This is a genomic window from Pseudomonas sp. GW821-FHT02A11, assembly GCF_059421985.1.
The window spans coordinates 19,559-36,415 of record NZ_JBWKWB010000040.1; the positions used below are offsets into that span (position 1 = coordinate 19,559).

The following is a 16,857-nucleotide window of genomic DNA, read 5'->3' on the forward strand; positions in this document are numbered from 1 at the left end:
ATAGCATATCAGGCGTAGTTAAATGCCATGTACCAATCGATCGTTTCTCGCAACCCTTCTTCGACGCAAGTTGACGGTTTAAATCCTAGGTCACTCATGGCAGCCGTAATGTCAGCGAGGGAGTGCTGTACATCACCAGGACGAAAGTCGCCGTGAATAGGACAGCTACCACGCATCGACTTACTTTTATTCAATTGCGCGGCGATCATCTGGAATAGCTTCAGCAAATTTAACTGCGTACCACAGCCAACGTTATAAATGCGGCTAGTACCGACATGAGCGCCAAACGCCGCCAGTAAATTGGCCTGTACCACATTATCTACAAATGAAAAATCCCGGCTTGTTTGACCATCACCATTGATGATGACTTGCTCGTCGTTAAGCAGGCACCGGATCCAGTTGGGAATAACAGCAGCGTAACCACCATGAGGGTTTTGCCTAGGGCCAAACACATTAAAATATCTTAATCCGACAATCGCGAGGTCCGATGTTTTAGAGAAAACTTCCGCATAGGACTCATTAACCATCTTAGTAATGGCATATGGCGACATTGGTCGTCCTTCTACTCCCTCTCGCCGAGGTAGGCCTGTATGGTTTCCGTAGACAGCGCTCGACGATGCGTAAACAAATGACTTTGCGTCGTACTCGCGGGACATTATCAGCATGTTCAAGAATCCGCTGACATTCACATCGTTTGACAATAACGGATCATCATAAGACCGAGGAATAGAGCCTAGAGCTGCTTGATGAAGAACATGATCAACGCCGGAAAGGGCTTTTCTGCAATCTTTGCCACTTCTGATGTCCCCATCAATCAGAGAAAATCTTGCCCACTGCTCCTTAGTTACAGAGTTTTTTACATCGTCTAAATTATAAGACGATCCGGTGCTAAAATTATCTAACCCCGTCACTTTTTGATTTAGCTCTAACAGTTTCTGCAGAAGATGAGAGCCTATAAAACCGGCGACGCCGGTAACAAGCCACGTTCGTTGCTCACTCACCAGCTGATGCTTTAACATTTCATATTTAGCCGACACGCCTTGCCCCTCCTAAAATTAGAGCCTAAGATCACTATCATTCTTGTCGAGAAGGTATTTGAGATCGTAAACCGTCGAAGTTGTCTTCCCCCAAGATCTAATGGCAGCCACACCTATCTCTCGAAAGTCGTCATGCGCTACCGCTATGACTATCGCGTCGTAGAGCCCTGTTTCTGGATACAAGATAGGCTTGATACCGTAAAGCGTTTCTGCTTGGCGTTTGTCTACGTAGGGGTCGTATACGTCACACAAGACACCATATCCATCCAGGTAAGAAACGATATCGACAACCTTAGTATTACGTAAGTCAGAGCAATTCTCTTTAAAAGCCAGCCCCATAATTAATACCTTCGCACCATTGATCTGAGTGCATTTCCTTAGCATCGCTCTGACAAGCTGTTCAGTTACGTGCTGAGCCATATCCTCATTGACCCCACGGCTTGATGAAATTAGTTTAGGATAATGTCCTACCTCCTTTGCCTTATGCGCGAGGTAGTAAGAATCCACACCGATACAATGCCCCCCCACCAAACCAGGTCGAAACCGTAAAAAATTCCACTTAGTTTCGGCAGCTTGTAACACTTCTTCAGTATCAATCCCCAACCGAGCAAATATCATTGAAAGTTCGTTAATCAAACCTATATTTACATCGCGCTGTACGTTTTCAACAACTTTTGCCGCCTCTGCCACCTTAATACTAGTCGTCCTGTGAACCCCCGCCGAAATTATGCTCCCATACAGCCTTTCGATGAAATCGCCGGACTCTACTGTTGAACCAGCCACAATTTTTTTGATAGTAGTTAGCTTTCGCTCCTTATCACCAGGATTAATGCGCTCCGGGCTATACCCTACAAAAAAATCGGCTCTGTGTTTCAATCCCGATACTTCTTCAAGAATAGGTACACATTCATCCTCAGTAACACCTGGATATACTGTAGATTCGAAAATCACGTAGTCCCCGGCCTTTAAAACGTTTCCAAGCATCTCACTTACACTCAGCAGCGGACTTAAATCTGGCCGTCTCTGGTTAGCAGGAGTAGGGACAGCAACAATAAAAACATTGCACGCCCTCAGGGCATCAACATCGTTTGTGAACTTCAATTTTGGTAGATTTACCAAAACTTCTTTTTCCACCTCTCCCGTCACGTCATTCCCGTGACATAACTGCCTTACTCTCTCACCGTTCAGGTCGAAACCTAGAGTGTTATACAGACGGGCGAATTCGGCGGCTAAAGGCAACCCCACATATCCCAACCCCACGACTGCTATATTCGGATTAATACTTCCCATGAGTCTCTTCAATCCCTACCCGCTAATCCAAGAATGCGCTATGCAAACCTTGAATAAATTGATTCAGAAGCTGACGCGGTATAAATAACAGCCCGCTACAGGATTTGACCATTCACATTAACCAAGAACGTTGGCGACGACATTTTCCAGATAGTCGGTCAGAACCTCATCCTGAGAAAAGAAAGGGACTACTTCTCGAAGGCGACAGTACAGCGCCTTCGTTTCGGGGGAGAGCCCTAATGACCCTCTAATATCTACTGCTTGGGCTGCGCATATCAGTTCGAATGCAATCACATATTTCGTGTTCTTAAAAATCTCATCCGCTCGTCTTGCAGCAATCAATCCAAACGAAACAATGTCTTGAAAGTCCGCTGTCGATGACAATGACTGAATAGAAAGAGGGGCGCAAAGGGATCTGTTCTCTGCAGTAACAGATGCAGACATGAATTGCCCGCCCATTAAACCAAGGCGCAACCCAGGATTTTCGCTGCAGAGAAACGGTGGTAGCCCATTGCTGTTACTTTTATCCAGAAATCTATCAATCCGTCTATTCGCAAGGTTGCATAAAGTCGTTACTGCAATTGACAGAAAGTCCATAGCCATGGCTATATACTGCCCGTGAAAATGACCATTGTGATAGATGCCACCAGACTCGGGCACAATGAGGGGGTTATCGTTGGAAGAATTCAATTCATTATGGACAACGTTCATCACGTATTCTATACAGTCATGGACAGGACCAAGAATTTGTGGGGTGCACCGTATTGAGTAAGCGTCCTCAATTTGCTTATTCGAAGACTTTATAGATCCATCTTGCTCAAGCTGCAGGGCCTTTTCCATATCTGATTCACACTGAATCAAAGACGACTCCGTCACATAGCCATGTATCTTCTGTGCAACTATTGCTTGGCCGGTATGAGGTTTATGTTTGTGTACGTCAGGATGAAAAGGCTTAGTTATCGCAGCCAAGCCCTCAAAACTTAATGCACTAATCAGTAGATAGTCGTCGAGCGTTTTTCTCACCCTATCCACCAGGCAACACGCAATTCCGGTCATTGCGGAGGTGCCGTTGATCAGAGCAAGACCTTCCTTATAGCTCAACTCCGCCGGTGTGATATCTGCCTTTCGCAGTGCCTCCTCACCAGTCATGATCGCACCTTCATACTTTGCCTTCCATTGCCCTGTACAAACTAACGCAATGCAAGCCAGTGGGCCCAGATCTCCGCTTGTACCCAATGAGCCTTTTTCTGGGATACATGGCAGCACGCCCTTGTTATATACCTCTAACAGCACCTTGAGATTTTGTAGCGATATCGCCGAATTTCCGCGAGATAACGATGTGATCCTCGCAAGCATCACCGCTCTAGTATGCACGTCTCCTAAAAATGATCCGACATTTGTAGCAACTGCATTAATTAAATTATTCTGTAGTTGCTTCGCGTTTTCTGCAGGCACTAACCAATTCACGAATCCGCCCATACTGGTATTTACACCATAAATAATACGCCCATCCGCAACGTATTTTTCCAGCATTTCCCTCGAGTCCTTGACACGTTGCTGAACGGCGAGACTCAAATGTACTTTTTCGTGCTGTTGCGCCAAAGCGGCCAATTCACCAGGCGAAAGATCTTTCCCCAACTCAAAGGTATACATCTATTGACACTCCACTGATGTTTTTATTGTGATTTTCGACTCAATGTTGTCTGATTTCTAATTGCGGATTCTCTGTCCTCACCTACGGCTATAAAATACGCCACATTTCCGCAACCATATGTGTACTCCTCTACAACATCTCCTACTGACAATGGCTCTTTCCACCATTTGAAATCATAAAATCCAGGCTGTTTTTCCAACGCTCCCAAATCAACATCTTCGACCAGCTTACCTGGTGAAGGAAATATGGATCTATTGACCATTCCGGCGACGTGTTTTGGTTTCAGCAACTCCAAATCTACTGATTCGCCCATTGCTTGCTGTATTGTCGCTTTGAGAATATTTGTCCCGTTACTAAGTGGGACCATCTCGGTGCCAAATCGAGGCCCTCCGAGCCGAGGCGTAAGCTCAAGTACTGCGCCACCTCGTCCCTCACAAATAATTAGGTCACCTTTAACCACACCATCGCGTATACCCAAGGCCATTGCGGCTTTTTGAGTAAGCTCATATATACTTTGCTGTTGAGCAGCACTCAGGACGGTTGGCATAATATCGCCTATCTCGATAAAAAAAGGCTCATATTTTTCATACTCAAATACCCTGTCTGATATCGCGGTCAGGTGCAGCTTTCCGTCGATCATCAGTCCTTCAGTACTATGCTCAGTACCCACCAAGTACTCGTTAACTATTACTTTTCCAGTGTCCGAACTAGCTCGACAAACTTCATAAGACCTGAATAGATCCGAGGCGGTTTTAACCTTGATTACGCCTTTCGACGAAGATTGATCCGATGGCTTTAAGATCACGGGATAACCGTACTCCCCTATCACTGCCAAAAGGGAATCGAATGACTCGACAATTGAGTACTTTGGCGCTGATATGTTGTTTTCCAATAAGACGCTTGATCTTAAGTCCTTCAGAGTTGACCTAACTGCCGACTCCACTGAAACGCTGATCAAACCGAAAACCTCAGCTATTGTGGCAACCGATATCGCACTGTCCCAGCACAGACTGACTATTCCATCAAAATGAACGTCGTTCTTGGTTAGGATTTCTGCTGCAAGCAAGGCCTCGGCTGGTTCCTTTGAATTTGCCTGTATAAAATAGTCCGCACAATCTACTCCCCGATCATACGGAAACTCCGATATCAGCGCGACTTTATAACCCCACTCCTTGATAAAGCTGATTGCTTCACCGCTCAATCCGTTTCCGCATATCAATAGCGTCTTCATATCGTTAGTCGCTTCCGTGCATTCTGAAATCGAAAATCATGCTGCTAAATTCTGCAACAAGTAATCAGTTTCACTTTCCGCTTATCGATTTGGCGCAACCTGATGCCACTAAACAGATACGAAACTTCCGAACGACGTGTAGGAAATGGTGCACGAATCAGTAGGGGATGAGCTTTTCTTCCCCTTATTTGCGGGGCGCTCGATCAGGCACAGGACTACATCACCGGGAGGTACAGGCCGGAGCGGTTCAGTGAGGGGGATGTGGCGGGGAATAGCAGCGAGGAGTTGAGGTTGGTGCCCGGCGGGTGATGCCGAGTTGTACACGATTATTGTGGGAGCTTCCGGAGGTTACGACGGTGGCGAATGCGGTCTGTCAGCGCCAATTACATCAACTGACACACCGCTTTCGCCACCGTCGTAACCTCCGGTAGCTCCTACAGGGGTTCTGTGTCGTGCCGTGGATGTGCGGCAGACACTGAACCCTTTGATCAAACCGATTCAACCACCTTGGCACGACGCACGTCCGGCTGTTTCCAGCCATCTGCTGCCGCTTCTTCAATGGCCTGTTGAATGGCCTTTTTGCGGTTGTTCTCGGCGCGGCGGCTGAAGAACCACACCAGGAAGGTCGCGATCGACACCGCCAGCAGAATCAGGCTGGCAATGGCGTTGATCTCAGGCTTCACGCCCAGACGCACGGCCGAGAACACTTCCATTGGCAGGGTCGTCGAGCCGGGGCCGGACACGAAGCTTGCCAGCACCAGGTCGTCCAGCGACAGCGCGAAGGACATCATGCCGCCCGCTGCCAGCGAGGGCGCGATCATTGGGATGGTGATCAGGAAGAACACCTTCCACGGACGCGCGCCGAGGTCCATGGCTGCCTCTTCGATGGACATGTCCAGCTCACGCAGTCGCGCCGACACCACCACCGCCACGTACGCTGCACAGAACGTGGTATGGGCGATCCAGATGGTGACGATGCCACGCTCCTGTGGCCAGCCGATCAATTGCGCCATGGCCACGAACAGCAGCAACAGCGACAGACCGGTGATCACCTCGGGCATGACCAGCGGCGCGGTGACCAGGCCGCCGAAGAAGGTCTTGCCCTTGAAGCGCGTGATGCGGGTGAGCACGAAGGCGGCCATGGTGCCCAGGGCCACCGCCGCCACCGAGGTGTAGCAGGCGATTTCCAGCGAGCGTGCCACAGCGGCCATCAGTTGCGTGTTGTCCAGCAGGCCGACATACCACTTCACCGACCAGCCGCCCCAGACTGTTACCAGCTTGGAGGCGTTGAACGAGTAGATCACCAGGATGACCATGGGCGCGTAGATGAACAGCAAGCCCAAGACCAACATCAGGTTCGAGAATCGGAAGCCTCTCATACTTTGCCCTCCAGTTCTTTGGCCTGGCTACGGTTGAACAGAATGATCGGCACGATGAGGATCAACAACATCACCACCGCCAGCGAAGACGCCACCGGCCAGTCGCGATTGTTGAAGAACTCTTGCCACAGGACCTTACCGATCATCAGCGTCTCGGGGCCACCCAGCAGTTCAGGAATGACGAACTCGCCCACCACGGGAATGAACACCAGCATGCAGCCAGCGATGATGCCGTTCTTGGACAGCGGCACGGTGATTTTCCAGAAGCTGTTGAAGGTGCTCGAACCCAGGTCCGAGGCGGCTTCCAGCAGGCTCTGATCATGCTTCACGAGGTTCGCGTACAGCGGCAGGATCATGAACGGCAGGTACGAATAGACCACACCGATGTAGACCGCGAGGTTGGTATTGAGGATCTGCAACGGCTCGCTGATCACGCCCAGCCACATCAGGAAGGCGTTGAGCAGACCGTTGTTGCTGAGGATGCCCATCCAGGCGTAAACCCGGATCAGGATCGCGGTCCAGGTCGGCATCATGATCAGCAGCAACAGCACGGTCTGCATTTCTTTACGCGCGATGGAGATGCCGTAGGCCATCGGATAGCCGATCAACAGGCACAGCAAGGTGCTGAAGAAGGCCATTTTCAACGAGCCCAGGTACGCCGAGATGTACAGGTCGTCCCCAGTCAACAACGCGTAGTTGGCGAAGTTGAGGACGATGTCGAGCTTTTGCTCGGCGTAGGAAAAGATCTCGGTGTACGGCGGAATGGCAACGTCGGCTTCAGCAAAACTGATCTTGATGACGATCAGAAACGGCAGCGCGAAGAACAGGAACAGCCACAGGAACGGCACCCCGATGACTGCCTGGCGGCCATTGGGGACGACTCGATTGAGTGCGCGTTTGATTTTTCGAATTTTCATGAGCGCAGTACCACGCCGCTGTCGTCTTCCCACCAGACGAACACTTCGTCATCCCAGGTGGGCCGCGCGCCACGGCGTTCGGCGTTGGCGACGAAGGACTGAACCAGCTTGCCGCACGCCAACTGCACGTAGAACACCGAATGGCCGCCCAGGTATGCGATGTCGTGGACCTTGCCGCGAGACCAGTTGTATTCGTAAGTCGGCTGCTCGGTGGTGATCAGCAGTTTTTCCGGGCGAATGGCGTAGGTGATGCGCTTGTCTTCCACCGAGGTGCTGATCCCGTGGCCGACATAGATGTTGCGCTCCAGCTCCGGGCTGCGGATCAGCGCGTGGCCTTCCATGTCTTCGATGACTTCACCGTCGAACAGGTTGACGTTGCCGATAAACTCACAGACCAGGCGGCTGGTCGGGGTTTCGTAGATGTCCACCGGGCTGCCGATCTGGGCGATCCAGCCCAGGTGCATGATCGCGATGCGCTGGGCCATGGTCATGGCTTCTTCCTGGTCGTGGGTCACCATCACGCAAGTCACGCCAACGCGCTCGATGATTTCCACCAACTCCAGCTGCATCTGCGAACGCAGCTTCTTGTCCAGCGCGCCCATCGGCTCGTCGAGCAAGAGCAGTTTCGGTTTCTTGGCCAGCGAGCGGGCCAGGGCCACACGCTGACGCTGACCGCCAGAGAGCTGATGCGGCTTGCGCTTGGCGTACTGGGTCATCTGCACCAGCTTGAGCATTTCGGCCACACGGGCTTCGATCTCGGCCTTGGGCAGCTTGTCCTGCTGCAGGCCAAAAGCGATGTTCTGCGCCACGGTCATGTGCGGGAACAGCGCGTAGGACTGGAACATCATGTTGATCGGACGTTCGTACGGCGGCATGTCGGTGATGTCGACGCCGTCGAGGAAAATACGCCCCTCGGTCGGCCGCTCGAAACCGGCGAGCATGCGCAAAAGTGTGGACTTGCCTGAGCCGGAACCGCCAAGCAAGGCGAAGATCTCGCCCTTGTTGATCTGCAGAGACACATCGTCCACAGCAACCGTCTCGTCGAACTTTTTCGTGACCCGATCGATTTTGACCAGCACCTGTTTAGGTTGCTGACCACCCTCAAGGGCTTTTTTGTAGGCGCCGGAGGCAACTGCCATGGGTGAAACTCCCAACTGTTCTTGCGCCCGGCCGATATGGCCGGGCGCCAGGTCTTTATTTACCGGATTTGATCTTGGTCCAGCTGCGCGTCATCACGCGCTGAATTTTCGGTGGCAACTCGGAGTTGACGTACAGCCGCTTCTGCACGTCTGCGGACGGATAAACCGACTCGTCGTTGCGAATGTCCTGATCCATCAGTTCGCCCGAGGCCGGGGTCGGGTTGGCGTAACCCACTTGGTCACTGACCTTGGCGATCACGTCGGGTTTAAGGATGTAATTGATGAAGGCGTGGGCGGCTTTCACGTCGGGTGCGTCAGCCGGAATCGCCAGCATGTCGAACCACAGGTTGCCGCCCTCTTTCGGGATCGAGTAGGCGATGTTCACGCCCTTGCCCGCTTCTTCGGCGCGAGCCTTGGCCTGGAATACGTCGCCTGAGAAACCGGCCGCGATGCAGATGTCGCCGTTGGCCAGGTCCGTGATGTATTTGGAGGAGTTGAAGTAGGTCACGTAAGGACGCACTTTGAGCAGCTTGTCCTCGGCCTTCTTGTAGTCTTTTTCGTCAGTGCTGTTGGGGTTCAGGCCCATGTAGTTCAGCACCGCTGGCATCATCTCGTCAGCCGAATCGAGGAACGCAACGCCGCACTTCTGCAGCTTCTTGATGTTCTCGGGCTCGAAGAGCATGGCCCAGGAATCAATGGTGTCGACGCCCAGCACCTGCTTGATCTTGTCGACGTTATAACCAATCCCGTTGGTGCCCCACAGGTAAGGTACGGCGTACTGATTACCCGGATCGTTCTTTTCCAGGCGTTTCATCAGTTCGGGATCGAGGTTGGAATAGTTGGGGAGTTGCGACTTGTCGAGCTTTTGGAACGCACCCGCCTTGATTTGCTTGCCAAGGAAGTGGTTGGAAGGGACTACCACGTCATAACCGGTGCGACCGGCCAGCAGTTTGCCTTCCAGGGTTTCGTTGGAATCGAAGACGTCATATTTGGTCTTGATACCGGTCGTGGACTCGAAGTCCGCGAGGGTCGTGGTGCCGATGTAATCGGACCAGTTATAAATGCGGACGGTAGACTCCGCGTAAGCGCCGACGGCGAGCGTCAGTCCGGCTCCCAGCAACAAGCCTTTGGAAAATAAAGAAATAGACACGTTTGCAGTCCTTTTCAGTGGGTGGGCGTGTTGCCCTGGCCGACGACAGCAACGACTGCCTGTGACAAATCCGGCGCGCAACTTACCCTCGATAAACCCGTCTCGCAAAAAAACTTTTCAATACGCAGATTCTTGTAGGAGCGCGCTTGCCCGCGATGACGGTGTGCCTGTGACAAACATACCGACTGATACGCCGCCATCGCGGGCAAGCGCGCTCCTACAAATGGGGCGAGAGCGTGAGCCCTCCCCCTGCCAGGCTTATTTGCCCGATTTGATGTTGGTCCAGCTGCGGGTCATCAGACGCTGAGTCGCTGCAGGCAGGTCAGCAATCGCATACAACTTGGCCAGAACATCAGCTGGCGGGTAAACGCCTGGGTCAGACGTGATTTCCTTGTCGACGAACTCGGTCGCAGCCTTGTTACCGTTCGGGAAGTGAACGGCGTTGGTGATTTCAGCCATCACCTTCGGTTGCAGGATGAAGTTCATGAACTTGTAGGCGCCTTCGACGTTTTCGGCGTCTTTAGGAATGGCGACCATGTCGTAGAAGCTGCCAGCGCCTTCTTTCGGAATGTTGTAGCTGACCTTGACCTTGCCACCGGCTTCTTCAGCACGGGCCTTGGCCTGGTACACGTCACCCGAGTAACCCACGGCTACGCAGATGTTGCCGTTGGCCAAATCCGAGATGTACTTGGACGAGTGGAAGTAGGTGACCGACGGGCGAATTTTCTTGAACAGCGCTTCCGCTTTCTCGATGTCTTCTTTCTTCTGGCTGTCGGTTGGCAGCCCCAAGTAATGCAGCGCCACGGGCAGCATTTCGGTCGGCGAATCGAGGAAGCTGATGCCACAGCCTTTGAGCTTGGCAGCGTTCTCTGGCTTGAACAGCAGATCCCACGAATTGACTGGCGCGTCGGCGCCCAGTGCGGCCTTGACTTTCTCGGCGTTGAAGCCGATACCGATCGAACCCCACATGTACGGGAAGGCGTGCTTGTTGTCCGGGTCGCTGACCGACACGGCTTTCAACAGGGCAGGATCGAGGTTTTTGTAGTTAGGCAGCTTGGACTTGTCCAGTTCCTGATAAACACCGGCTTTGATCTGCTTAGCCAGGAAGTTGTTGGACGGTACGACGATGTCGTAGCCCGACTTGCCAGCCAGCAATTTGGCTTCCAGGGTCTCGTTGCTGTCGAAGACGTCGTACACCACTTTGATGCCGGACTCTTTTTCGAAATCGGCGATGGTGTTTGGTGCGATGTAATCGGACCAGTTATAGACGTGCAGAACTTTGTCATCGGCGTTTGCAGCGGCCACTGCGCCCATCAGGGACAAGGCGAGGAGGGTTTTGCCAAATTTCTTCATTCGTACAGCTCCAATGTTTTATGTTAGCGGCGACTAAACAACCGTTAGTCTGGCAATTTCCTGGGCGGGCTTACAAGCAGCGCGGCCTGCCATGTTGCATAACTTTCAAAGATTTCATCTGCACGCCAACAACCCACCGAACCCTGTAGGAGCGCGCTTGCCCGCGATTTGCGATACGCCTGCGACGGATGTCGTAACTGACACACTGCAATCGCGGGCAAGCGCGCTCCTACAAACTGGCCGTTACTTCTGCAACGCCTCAAGGGTCAGGTCCAGGCATTTGCGTGCCTTTTCCACCAACTCATCGATCTCGGCGAAGCTGATCACCAGCGGCGGCGAGATGATCATGGTGTCGCCCACCGCTCGCATGATCAGCCCGTTATTGAAGCAGAACGTGCGGCAGATCATGCCCGCGCCGCGCCCTTCATAACGCTTGCGAGTGGCTTTGTCTTTGACCAGCTCAATGGCGCCGAGCAAGCCGACGCCCCGCACTTCACCCACCAGCGGATGATCGTTGAGCTCACGCAAACGCTTTTGCAAGTATGGTGCCGTTTCTGATTTCACCCGCTCGACAATCTTCTCGTCGCGCAGGATGCGGATGTTTTCCAGACCGACCGCCGCCGCCACCGGGTGACCGGAATAGGTAAAGCCGTGGTTGAAGTCGCCCCCTTCGTTGAGCACCTTGACCACTTCATCGCGCACGATGACGCCACCCATGGGGATGTAACCCGAGGTGAGGCCCTTGGCGATGGTCATCAGATCGGGCTTGAGGTCGTAGAAATCGCTACCGAACCACTCACCGGTCCGGCCGAAGCCACAAATCACCTCATCGGCCACGAACAGGATGTCGTACTTGGCCAGGATCTCCTTGATCTTCGGCCAGTAGGTGTCTGGCGGAACGATCACGCCACCCGCGCCCTGGATCGGCTCGGCAATGAACGCGCCGACGTTATCCACACCCAGTTCGAGGATTTTCTTTTCCAACTGCTCGGCCGCCCACACGCCGAACTCGTCCGGGGTCATGTCGCCGCCTTCACCGAACCAGTACGGCTGCGGGATGTGGACGATGCCCGGAATCGGCAGGTCGCCCTGCTCGTGCATATAAGTCATGCCGCCCAGGCTCGCGCCCGCCACAGTGGAGCCGTGGTAGCCGTTCATGCGGCTGATGATGACCTTCTTGCTCGGCTTGCCCTTGATCGCCCAGTAGTGGCGCACCAGACGCAGCACGGTGTCGTTGCCTTCGGAGCCGGAACCGGTGAAGAACACGTGGTTCATGCCTTGCGGGGCGATGTCGGAGATCGCCTTGGCCAGCTGCAATGCAGGCGGGTGAGCGGTCTGAAAAAACAGGTTGTAATAAGGCAGCTCGCGCATCTGCTTGCTGGCGGCTTCGGCCAGCTCGTCGCGCCCATAACCAATCGCAACGCACCACAGCCCGGCCATGCCGTCGAGGATCTTGTTGCCTTCGCTGTCCCACAGGTAAACGCCCTTCGCGTTGGTGATGATGCGCGGGCCTTTCTCTTTAAGCTGTTTGAAGTCGCTGAACGGCGCCAGGTGATGATCACTGCTGAGGGCTTGCCATTCGCGGGTTTGCGGGTTGTTGGAACTCATGAAACCACTCCATAGCTGGGTATCGCGTGTAGGCGCCACCGGCCTTCGAAGGCCTGCTGGCGCCCGTGATCTTCAGACGGCAAAGAGCAGGAATTCCCGCTCCCACGAACTGATCACACGCTTGAAGTTTTCGTGCTCGGCGCGCTTGACGGCGACGTAGCCGGTCACAAACGTCTTGCCGAGGTATTTCTCGACCGTCTTGCTGTTTTCCATCCGCTCCAGCGCGTCTTCGATGGTCAGCGGCAGGCGCAGGTTGCGGCGCTCGTAACCGCGGCCCACCACAGGCGCGCTCGGGTTGAGGCCTTCGACCATGCCGATGAAGCCACACAGCAGGCTCGCGGCGATCGCCAGATATGGGTTGGCGTCAGCGCCCGGCAGGCGGTTTTCCACACGGCGGTTCTGCGGGGTCGCATCCGGGACGCGCAGGCCCACCGTGCGGTTTTCTTCACCCCATTCCACGTTCACCGGCGCCGAGGTGTCGGGCAGGAAGCGGCGGAACGAGTTGACGTTGGGCGCGAACAGCGGCAACAGCTCGGGGATCAGCTTTTGCAAGCCGCCAATGTGCTGCAGGAACAGCTGGCTCATGGTGCCGTCTTCGTTAGAGAAGATGCTCTTGCCGGTCTCGATGTCGATGATGCTCTGGTGCAGGTGCATGGCGCTGCCGGGCTCGCCGGTCATGGGCTTGGCCATGAAGGTCGCCGCCACGTTGTGCTTGAGCGCGGCCTCACGCATGGTGCGTTTGAACACCAGAATCTGGTCAGCCAGGTGCAGCGCATCGCCATGACGGAAGTTGATTTCCATCTGCGCGGTGCCGTCTTCGTGAATCAGCGTGTCCAGGTCCAGATTCTGCAGCTCGCACCAGTCGTAGACGTCCTCGAACAGCGGGTCGAATTCGTTCGCCGCTTCAATAGAGAACGACTGGCGACCGGTTTCCGGACGGCCCGAGCGGCCAACCGGCGGCTGCAGCGGGTAGTCGGGGTCGTCGCTGCGCTTGGTCAGGTAGAACTCCATCTCCGGCGCCACGATGGGCTGCCAGCCTTGATCGGCGTAGAGCTTGAGGACCTTCTTCAGTACGTTGCGCGGCGACAGCTCGATAGGGTTGCCTTGCTTGTCGTAGGTGTCGTGAATCACCTGCGCGGTGGGCTCTATGGCCCAGGGCACCAGAAACACCGCATTCTGGTCAGGACGGCAAAACATGTCGATGTCTGCGGCGTCCAACAATTCGTAATAGATGTCGTCTTCTACGTAATCCCCGGTAACAGTCTGCAGCAGTACGCTTTCCGGCAAGCGCATGCCCTTTTCGGCAATGAACTTGTTGGTGGGGGAAATCTTGCCCCGCGTAATACCAGTCAGGTCGGAGATCATGCACTCGACTTCGGTAATCCTGTGTTCTTTCAACCAATCGGTGAGCTGGTCGAGGTTGGTACTCATAAATACCTCAGGGGTTTCAGTTCCTGGTCGCCGTCATGGCGATCAGGCGTTCTTTGACGCTTGCGCGTCGCGTTGTGTCGCACGCTTTCGACAGGCATCGCCAAATGCCTGAAGAATGGAAAGATAGTCGGGGTTGCGTGTGACTTGCCACTCCGGATGCCATTGAACACCGAGGGCGAATACGTCAAATGAAGCAAAAGGCGCGCCCGAGGGTACGGAGATCGCTTCGATCAACCCGTCCGGCGCCGTCGCTTCAACACGCAGACCCGGTGCAAGACGCTCGATTCCCTGACCATGAATTGAATTGACACGAATTTCTTCCGCCAATCCCAGACCGGCCAGAATGCCGCCCGGTTCAATATGCATCGGATGACTCGGAGCATATTGAATTTCAACCGGTTCATTGTCGGGTTCACGATGATCCATGAAGGTTCCCGTCTCGTGAACCTTCTGATGCAGGCTACCGCCAAAGGCCACGTTCATCTCCTGAAACCCGCGACAAATGCCCAGCACTGGCACGCCGGCGGCCACAGCGGCGCGAATAAGAGGTAAGGTGGTGTGATCGCGTGCAGGATCATGAGCAGTGCCCGGCGCGCTGGCTGGACCGCTATAGTGATAGGGTTCGACGTTGGATGGAGAACCGGTGAAGAGCAATCCATCGACCACCGAGAGGATATCGGCCGGATCGATGAGCTCTGCCAGAGACGGCAGAATCAGCGGCAGGCCCTTGGCAGCGACGGCGACTGCGCGGACGTATTTATCACCACTGATGTGATAGGCATGCGAGCCGATTTGCTGAGTGCAGGCGGTGACGCCGATCAGCGGAAGGCGAGACATGTGACCCCCGGTGTTATTGCTGTTTTGGGTTGCGACCGAGCTTAGCGTTGTTCATTTTTTTACACAACAACCCCGTAAAAAATAAAACACGGCCCGCTCAAGATCGCAGTTCCCACGACCTCCAACGTCATATTTGCGCCCTAAAACACGGCAAAAGTAGCCTCAAGGCGCCGTTTTAGGGCAAAACAGGGCTCTCTTGACTTCATTCGGGCTTTCGGATTGACTGATCCCCGTAATGCTCGATGATTGATATTTTCAACAACAAAGGTGTTGCATCATGTCGGTACCCCCGCGTGCCGTTCAGCTCAACGAAGCGAACGCGTTCCTTAAGGAACATCCTGAGGTTCTATACGTTGACCTTCTGATTGCAGATATGAATGGAGTGGTGCGCGGCAAGCGCATCGAACGCACCAGCCTCCATAAGGTTTACGAGAAAGGCATCAACCTCCCGGCTTCTCTTTTCGCACTGGATATCAACGGCTCGACGGTGGAAAGCACCGGCCTGGGCCTGGACATCGGTGACGCAGACCGAATCTGTTATCCAATCCCCGACACTCTCTGCAACGAGCCTTGGCAGAAGCGTCCTACCGCACAACTTCTGATGACCATGCACGAGCTGGAAGGCGAGCCGTTTTTCGCCGACCCGCGTGAAGTGCTGCGTCAGGTGGTGACCAAGTTCGATGAACTGGGCCTGACCATCTGCGCTGCGTTCGAGCTTGAGTTCTACCTGATCGACCAGGAGAACGTGAACGGTCGTCCACAGCCGCCGCGCTCGCCGATCTCCGGCAAACGCCCGCACTCGACACAGGTCTACCTGATCGACGACCTCGACGAATACGTCGATTGCCTCCAGGACATTCTCGAAGGTGCGAAAGAGCAAGGCATTCCAGCCGACGCCATCGTCAAGGAAAGTGCCCCGGCGCAGTTCGAAGTGAACCTGCACCACACCGCCGATGCGCTGAAAGCCTGCGACTACGCGGTTCTGCTCAAGCGACTGATCAAGAACATCGCCTACGACCATGAAATGGACACCACCTTCATGGCCAAGCCGTATCCAGGCCAGGCGGGTAACGGTCTGCACGTCCACATCTCGATCCTGGATCGCGATGGCAAAAACATCTTCACCAGTGAGGATCCCGAGCAGAACGCCGCATTACGTCATGCGATCGGCGGTGTGCTCGAGACCCTACCGGCGCAGATGGCGTTCCTTTGCCCGAACGTCAACTCGTATCGCCGGTTCGGTGCTCAGTTCTACGTGCCCAACTCGCCATGCTGGGGTCTGGACAACCGCACGGTCGCCGTTCGCGTGCCTACCGGCACCGCGGATGCCGTGCGGATCGAACACCGCGTTGCCGGTGCCGATGCCAACCCGTATCTGCTGATGGCCTCGGTGCTGGCCGGTATTCACCACGGCCTGACCAACAAGGTCGAGCCTGGCGCGCCGGTCGAAGGCAACTCCTACGAGCAGAATGAACAGAGCTTGCCGAACAACTTGCGCGATGCTCTGCGTGAGCTGGACGACAGCGAAGTCATGGCCCGGTACATCGATCCGAAGTACATCGATATCTTCGTTGCGTGCAAGGAAAGTGAGCTGGAGGAGTTCGAGCACTCCATCTCCGACCTTGAGTACAACTGGTATCTGCACACCGTTTAACGGCTGTGTGAAATAAAAAGAACGCCCCCAATCCTTGCGGTTGAGGGCGTTTTTTATTTTAGACGGTAGAGCTCAGGTCCGGATTGCTAAGCCGCCTGTGCCATTTTTCGCGAATGAATTGGCTATGTCTGCGTTAATTGTTGCGCAGGTTCATAGCCAAGCGCTTCCTTCAGCAAA

General features: G+C 54.2%; 13 protein-coding genes. 1 reads left to right on the forward strand and 12 read right to left on the reverse strand.

The features are described 5' to 3' along the window. Positions 1-8: 8 nt before the first annotated feature. From AC07V9_RS28580 to AC07V9_RS28635, 12 genes are all read right to left on the reverse strand, one after another. Entirely contained in the window at positions 9-1,037 is a 1,029-nt protein-coding gene (locus tag AC07V9_RS28580; protein ID WP_495018971.1) for an SDR family oxidoreductase, read from the reverse strand. Between the two features lie 18 nt (positions 1,038-1,055). After that, complete coding sequence (locus tag AC07V9_RS28585) at positions 1,056-2,327, reverse strand: nucleotide sugar dehydrogenase (RefSeq protein ID WP_495018972.1); 1,272 nt, start codon at positions 2,325-2,327, stop codon at positions 1,056-1,058. Between the two features lie 117 nt (positions 2,328-2,444). Then, positions 2,445-3,980, reverse strand: a complete 1,536-nt coding sequence (locus AC07V9_RS28590) for a phenylalanine aminomutase (D-beta-phenylalanine forming) (RefSeq protein WP_495018973.1) — start codon at positions 3,978-3,980, stop codon at positions 2,445-2,447. 23 nt (positions 3,981-4,003) lie between these two features. Continuing rightward, entirely contained in the window at positions 4,004-5,212 is a 1,209-nt protein-coding gene (locus AC07V9_RS28595) for an ATP-grasp domain-containing protein (RefSeq protein WP_495018974.1), read from the reverse strand. Positions 5,213-5,700: 488 nt separating this feature from the next. Then, positions 5,701-6,591 (reverse strand): ABC transporter permease subunit, encoded by an 891-nt coding sequence (locus AC07V9_RS28600; protein ID WP_495018975.1) that lies wholly within the window; start codon positions 6,589-6,591, stop codon positions 5,701-5,703. After that, entirely contained in the window at positions 6,588-7,508 is a 921-nt protein-coding gene (locus AC07V9_RS28605; protein ID WP_495018976.1) for an ABC transporter permease subunit, read from the reverse strand. The genes AC07V9_RS28600 and AC07V9_RS28605 overlap by 4 nt, the downstream gene beginning before the upstream one ends. Then, positions 7,505-8,647, reverse strand: a complete 1,143-nt coding sequence (gene potA, locus AC07V9_RS28610) for a polyamine ABC transporter ATP-binding protein (protein ID WP_495018977.1) — start codon at positions 8,645-8,647, stop codon at positions 7,505-7,507. Before potA ends, AC07V9_RS28605 begins: the two co-directional genes overlap by 4 nt. 55 nt (positions 8,648-8,702) lie before the next feature. Then, complete coding sequence (locus tag AC07V9_RS28615) at positions 8,703-9,797, reverse strand: polyamine ABC transporter substrate-binding protein (RefSeq protein ID WP_495018978.1); 1,095 nt, start codon at positions 9,795-9,797, stop codon at positions 8,703-8,705. A 258-nt stretch (positions 9,798-10,055) separates the two neighbouring features. Next, complete coding sequence (locus AC07V9_RS28620; RefSeq protein ID WP_495018979.1) at positions 10,056-11,150, reverse strand: polyamine ABC transporter substrate-binding protein; 1,095 nt, start codon at positions 11,148-11,150, stop codon at positions 10,056-10,058. A 243-nt stretch (positions 11,151-11,393) separates the two neighbouring features. Continuing rightward, positions 11,394-12,758, reverse strand: a complete 1,365-nt coding sequence (locus tag AC07V9_RS28625) for an aspartate aminotransferase family protein (protein WP_495018980.1) — start codon at positions 12,756-12,758, stop codon at positions 11,394-11,396. A 72-nt stretch (positions 12,759-12,830) separates the two neighbouring features. Beyond that, on the reverse strand, positions 12,831-14,189 hold the full coding sequence (locus tag AC07V9_RS28630) for a glutamine synthetase family protein (RefSeq protein ID WP_495018981.1): 1,359 nt from the start codon (positions 14,187-14,189) through the stop codon (positions 12,831-12,833). A gap of 42 nt (positions 14,190-14,231) precedes the next feature. Further along, positions 14,232-15,026 (reverse strand): gamma-glutamyl-gamma-aminobutyrate hydrolase family protein, encoded by a 795-nt coding sequence (locus AC07V9_RS28635; protein ID WP_495018982.1) that lies wholly within the window; start codon positions 15,024-15,026, stop codon positions 14,232-14,234. 277 nt (positions 15,027-15,303) lie between these two features. On the opposite strand from AC07V9_RS28635, the gene AC07V9_RS28640 reads away from it, so the two are divergent. Beyond that, positions 15,304-16,680: a glutamine synthetase family protein gene (locus AC07V9_RS28640; RefSeq protein ID WP_495018983.1), complete on the forward strand. Its 1,377-nt coding sequence runs from the start codon at positions 15,304-15,306 to the stop codon at positions 16,678-16,680. Positions 16,681-16,857: the final 177 nt, after the last annotated feature.

Coding starts and splice junctions, on each gene's coding strand:
- AC07V9_RS28585 (WP_495018972.1), bottom strand. CDS start 2,327: ATGGGAAGTATTAATCCGAATATAGCAGTCGTGGGGTTGGGATATGTG.
- AC07V9_RS28590 (WP_495018973.1), bottom strand. CDS start 3,980: ATGTATACCTTTGAGTTGGGGAAAGATCTTTCGCCTGGTGAATTGGCC.
- AC07V9_RS28595 (WP_495018974.1), bottom strand. CDS start 5,212: ATGAAGACGCTATTGATATGCGGAAACGGATTGAGCGGTGAAGCAATC.
- AC07V9_RS28600 (WP_495018975.1), bottom strand. CDS start 6,591: ATGAGAGGCTTCCGATTCTCGAACCTGATGTTGGTCTTGGGCTTGCTG.
- AC07V9_RS28605 (WP_495018976.1), bottom strand. CDS start 7,508: ATGAAAATTCGAAAAATCAAACGCGCACTCAATCGAGTCGTCCCCAAT.
- potA (WP_495018977.1), bottom strand. CDS start 8,647: ATGGCAGTTGCCTCCGGCGCCTACAAAAAAGCCCTTGAGGGTGGTCAG.
- AC07V9_RS28620 (WP_495018979.1), bottom strand. CDS start 11,150: ATGAAGAAATTTGGCAAAACCCTCCTCGCCTTGTCCCTGATGGGCGCA.
- AC07V9_RS28625 (WP_495018980.1), bottom strand. CDS start 12,758: ATGAGTTCCAACAACCCGCAAACCCGCGAATGGCAAGCCCTCAGCAGT.
- AC07V9_RS28630 (WP_495018981.1), bottom strand. CDS start 14,189: ATGAGTACCAACCTCGACCAGCTCACCGATTGGTTGAAAGAACACAGG.
- AC07V9_RS28635 (WP_495018982.1), bottom strand. CDS start 15,026: ATGTCTCGCCTTCCGCTGATCGGCGTCACCGCCTGCACTCAGCAAATC.
- AC07V9_RS28640 (WP_495018983.1), top strand. CDS start 15,304: ATGTCGGTACCCCCGCGTGCCGTTCAGCTCAACGAAGCGAACGCGTTC.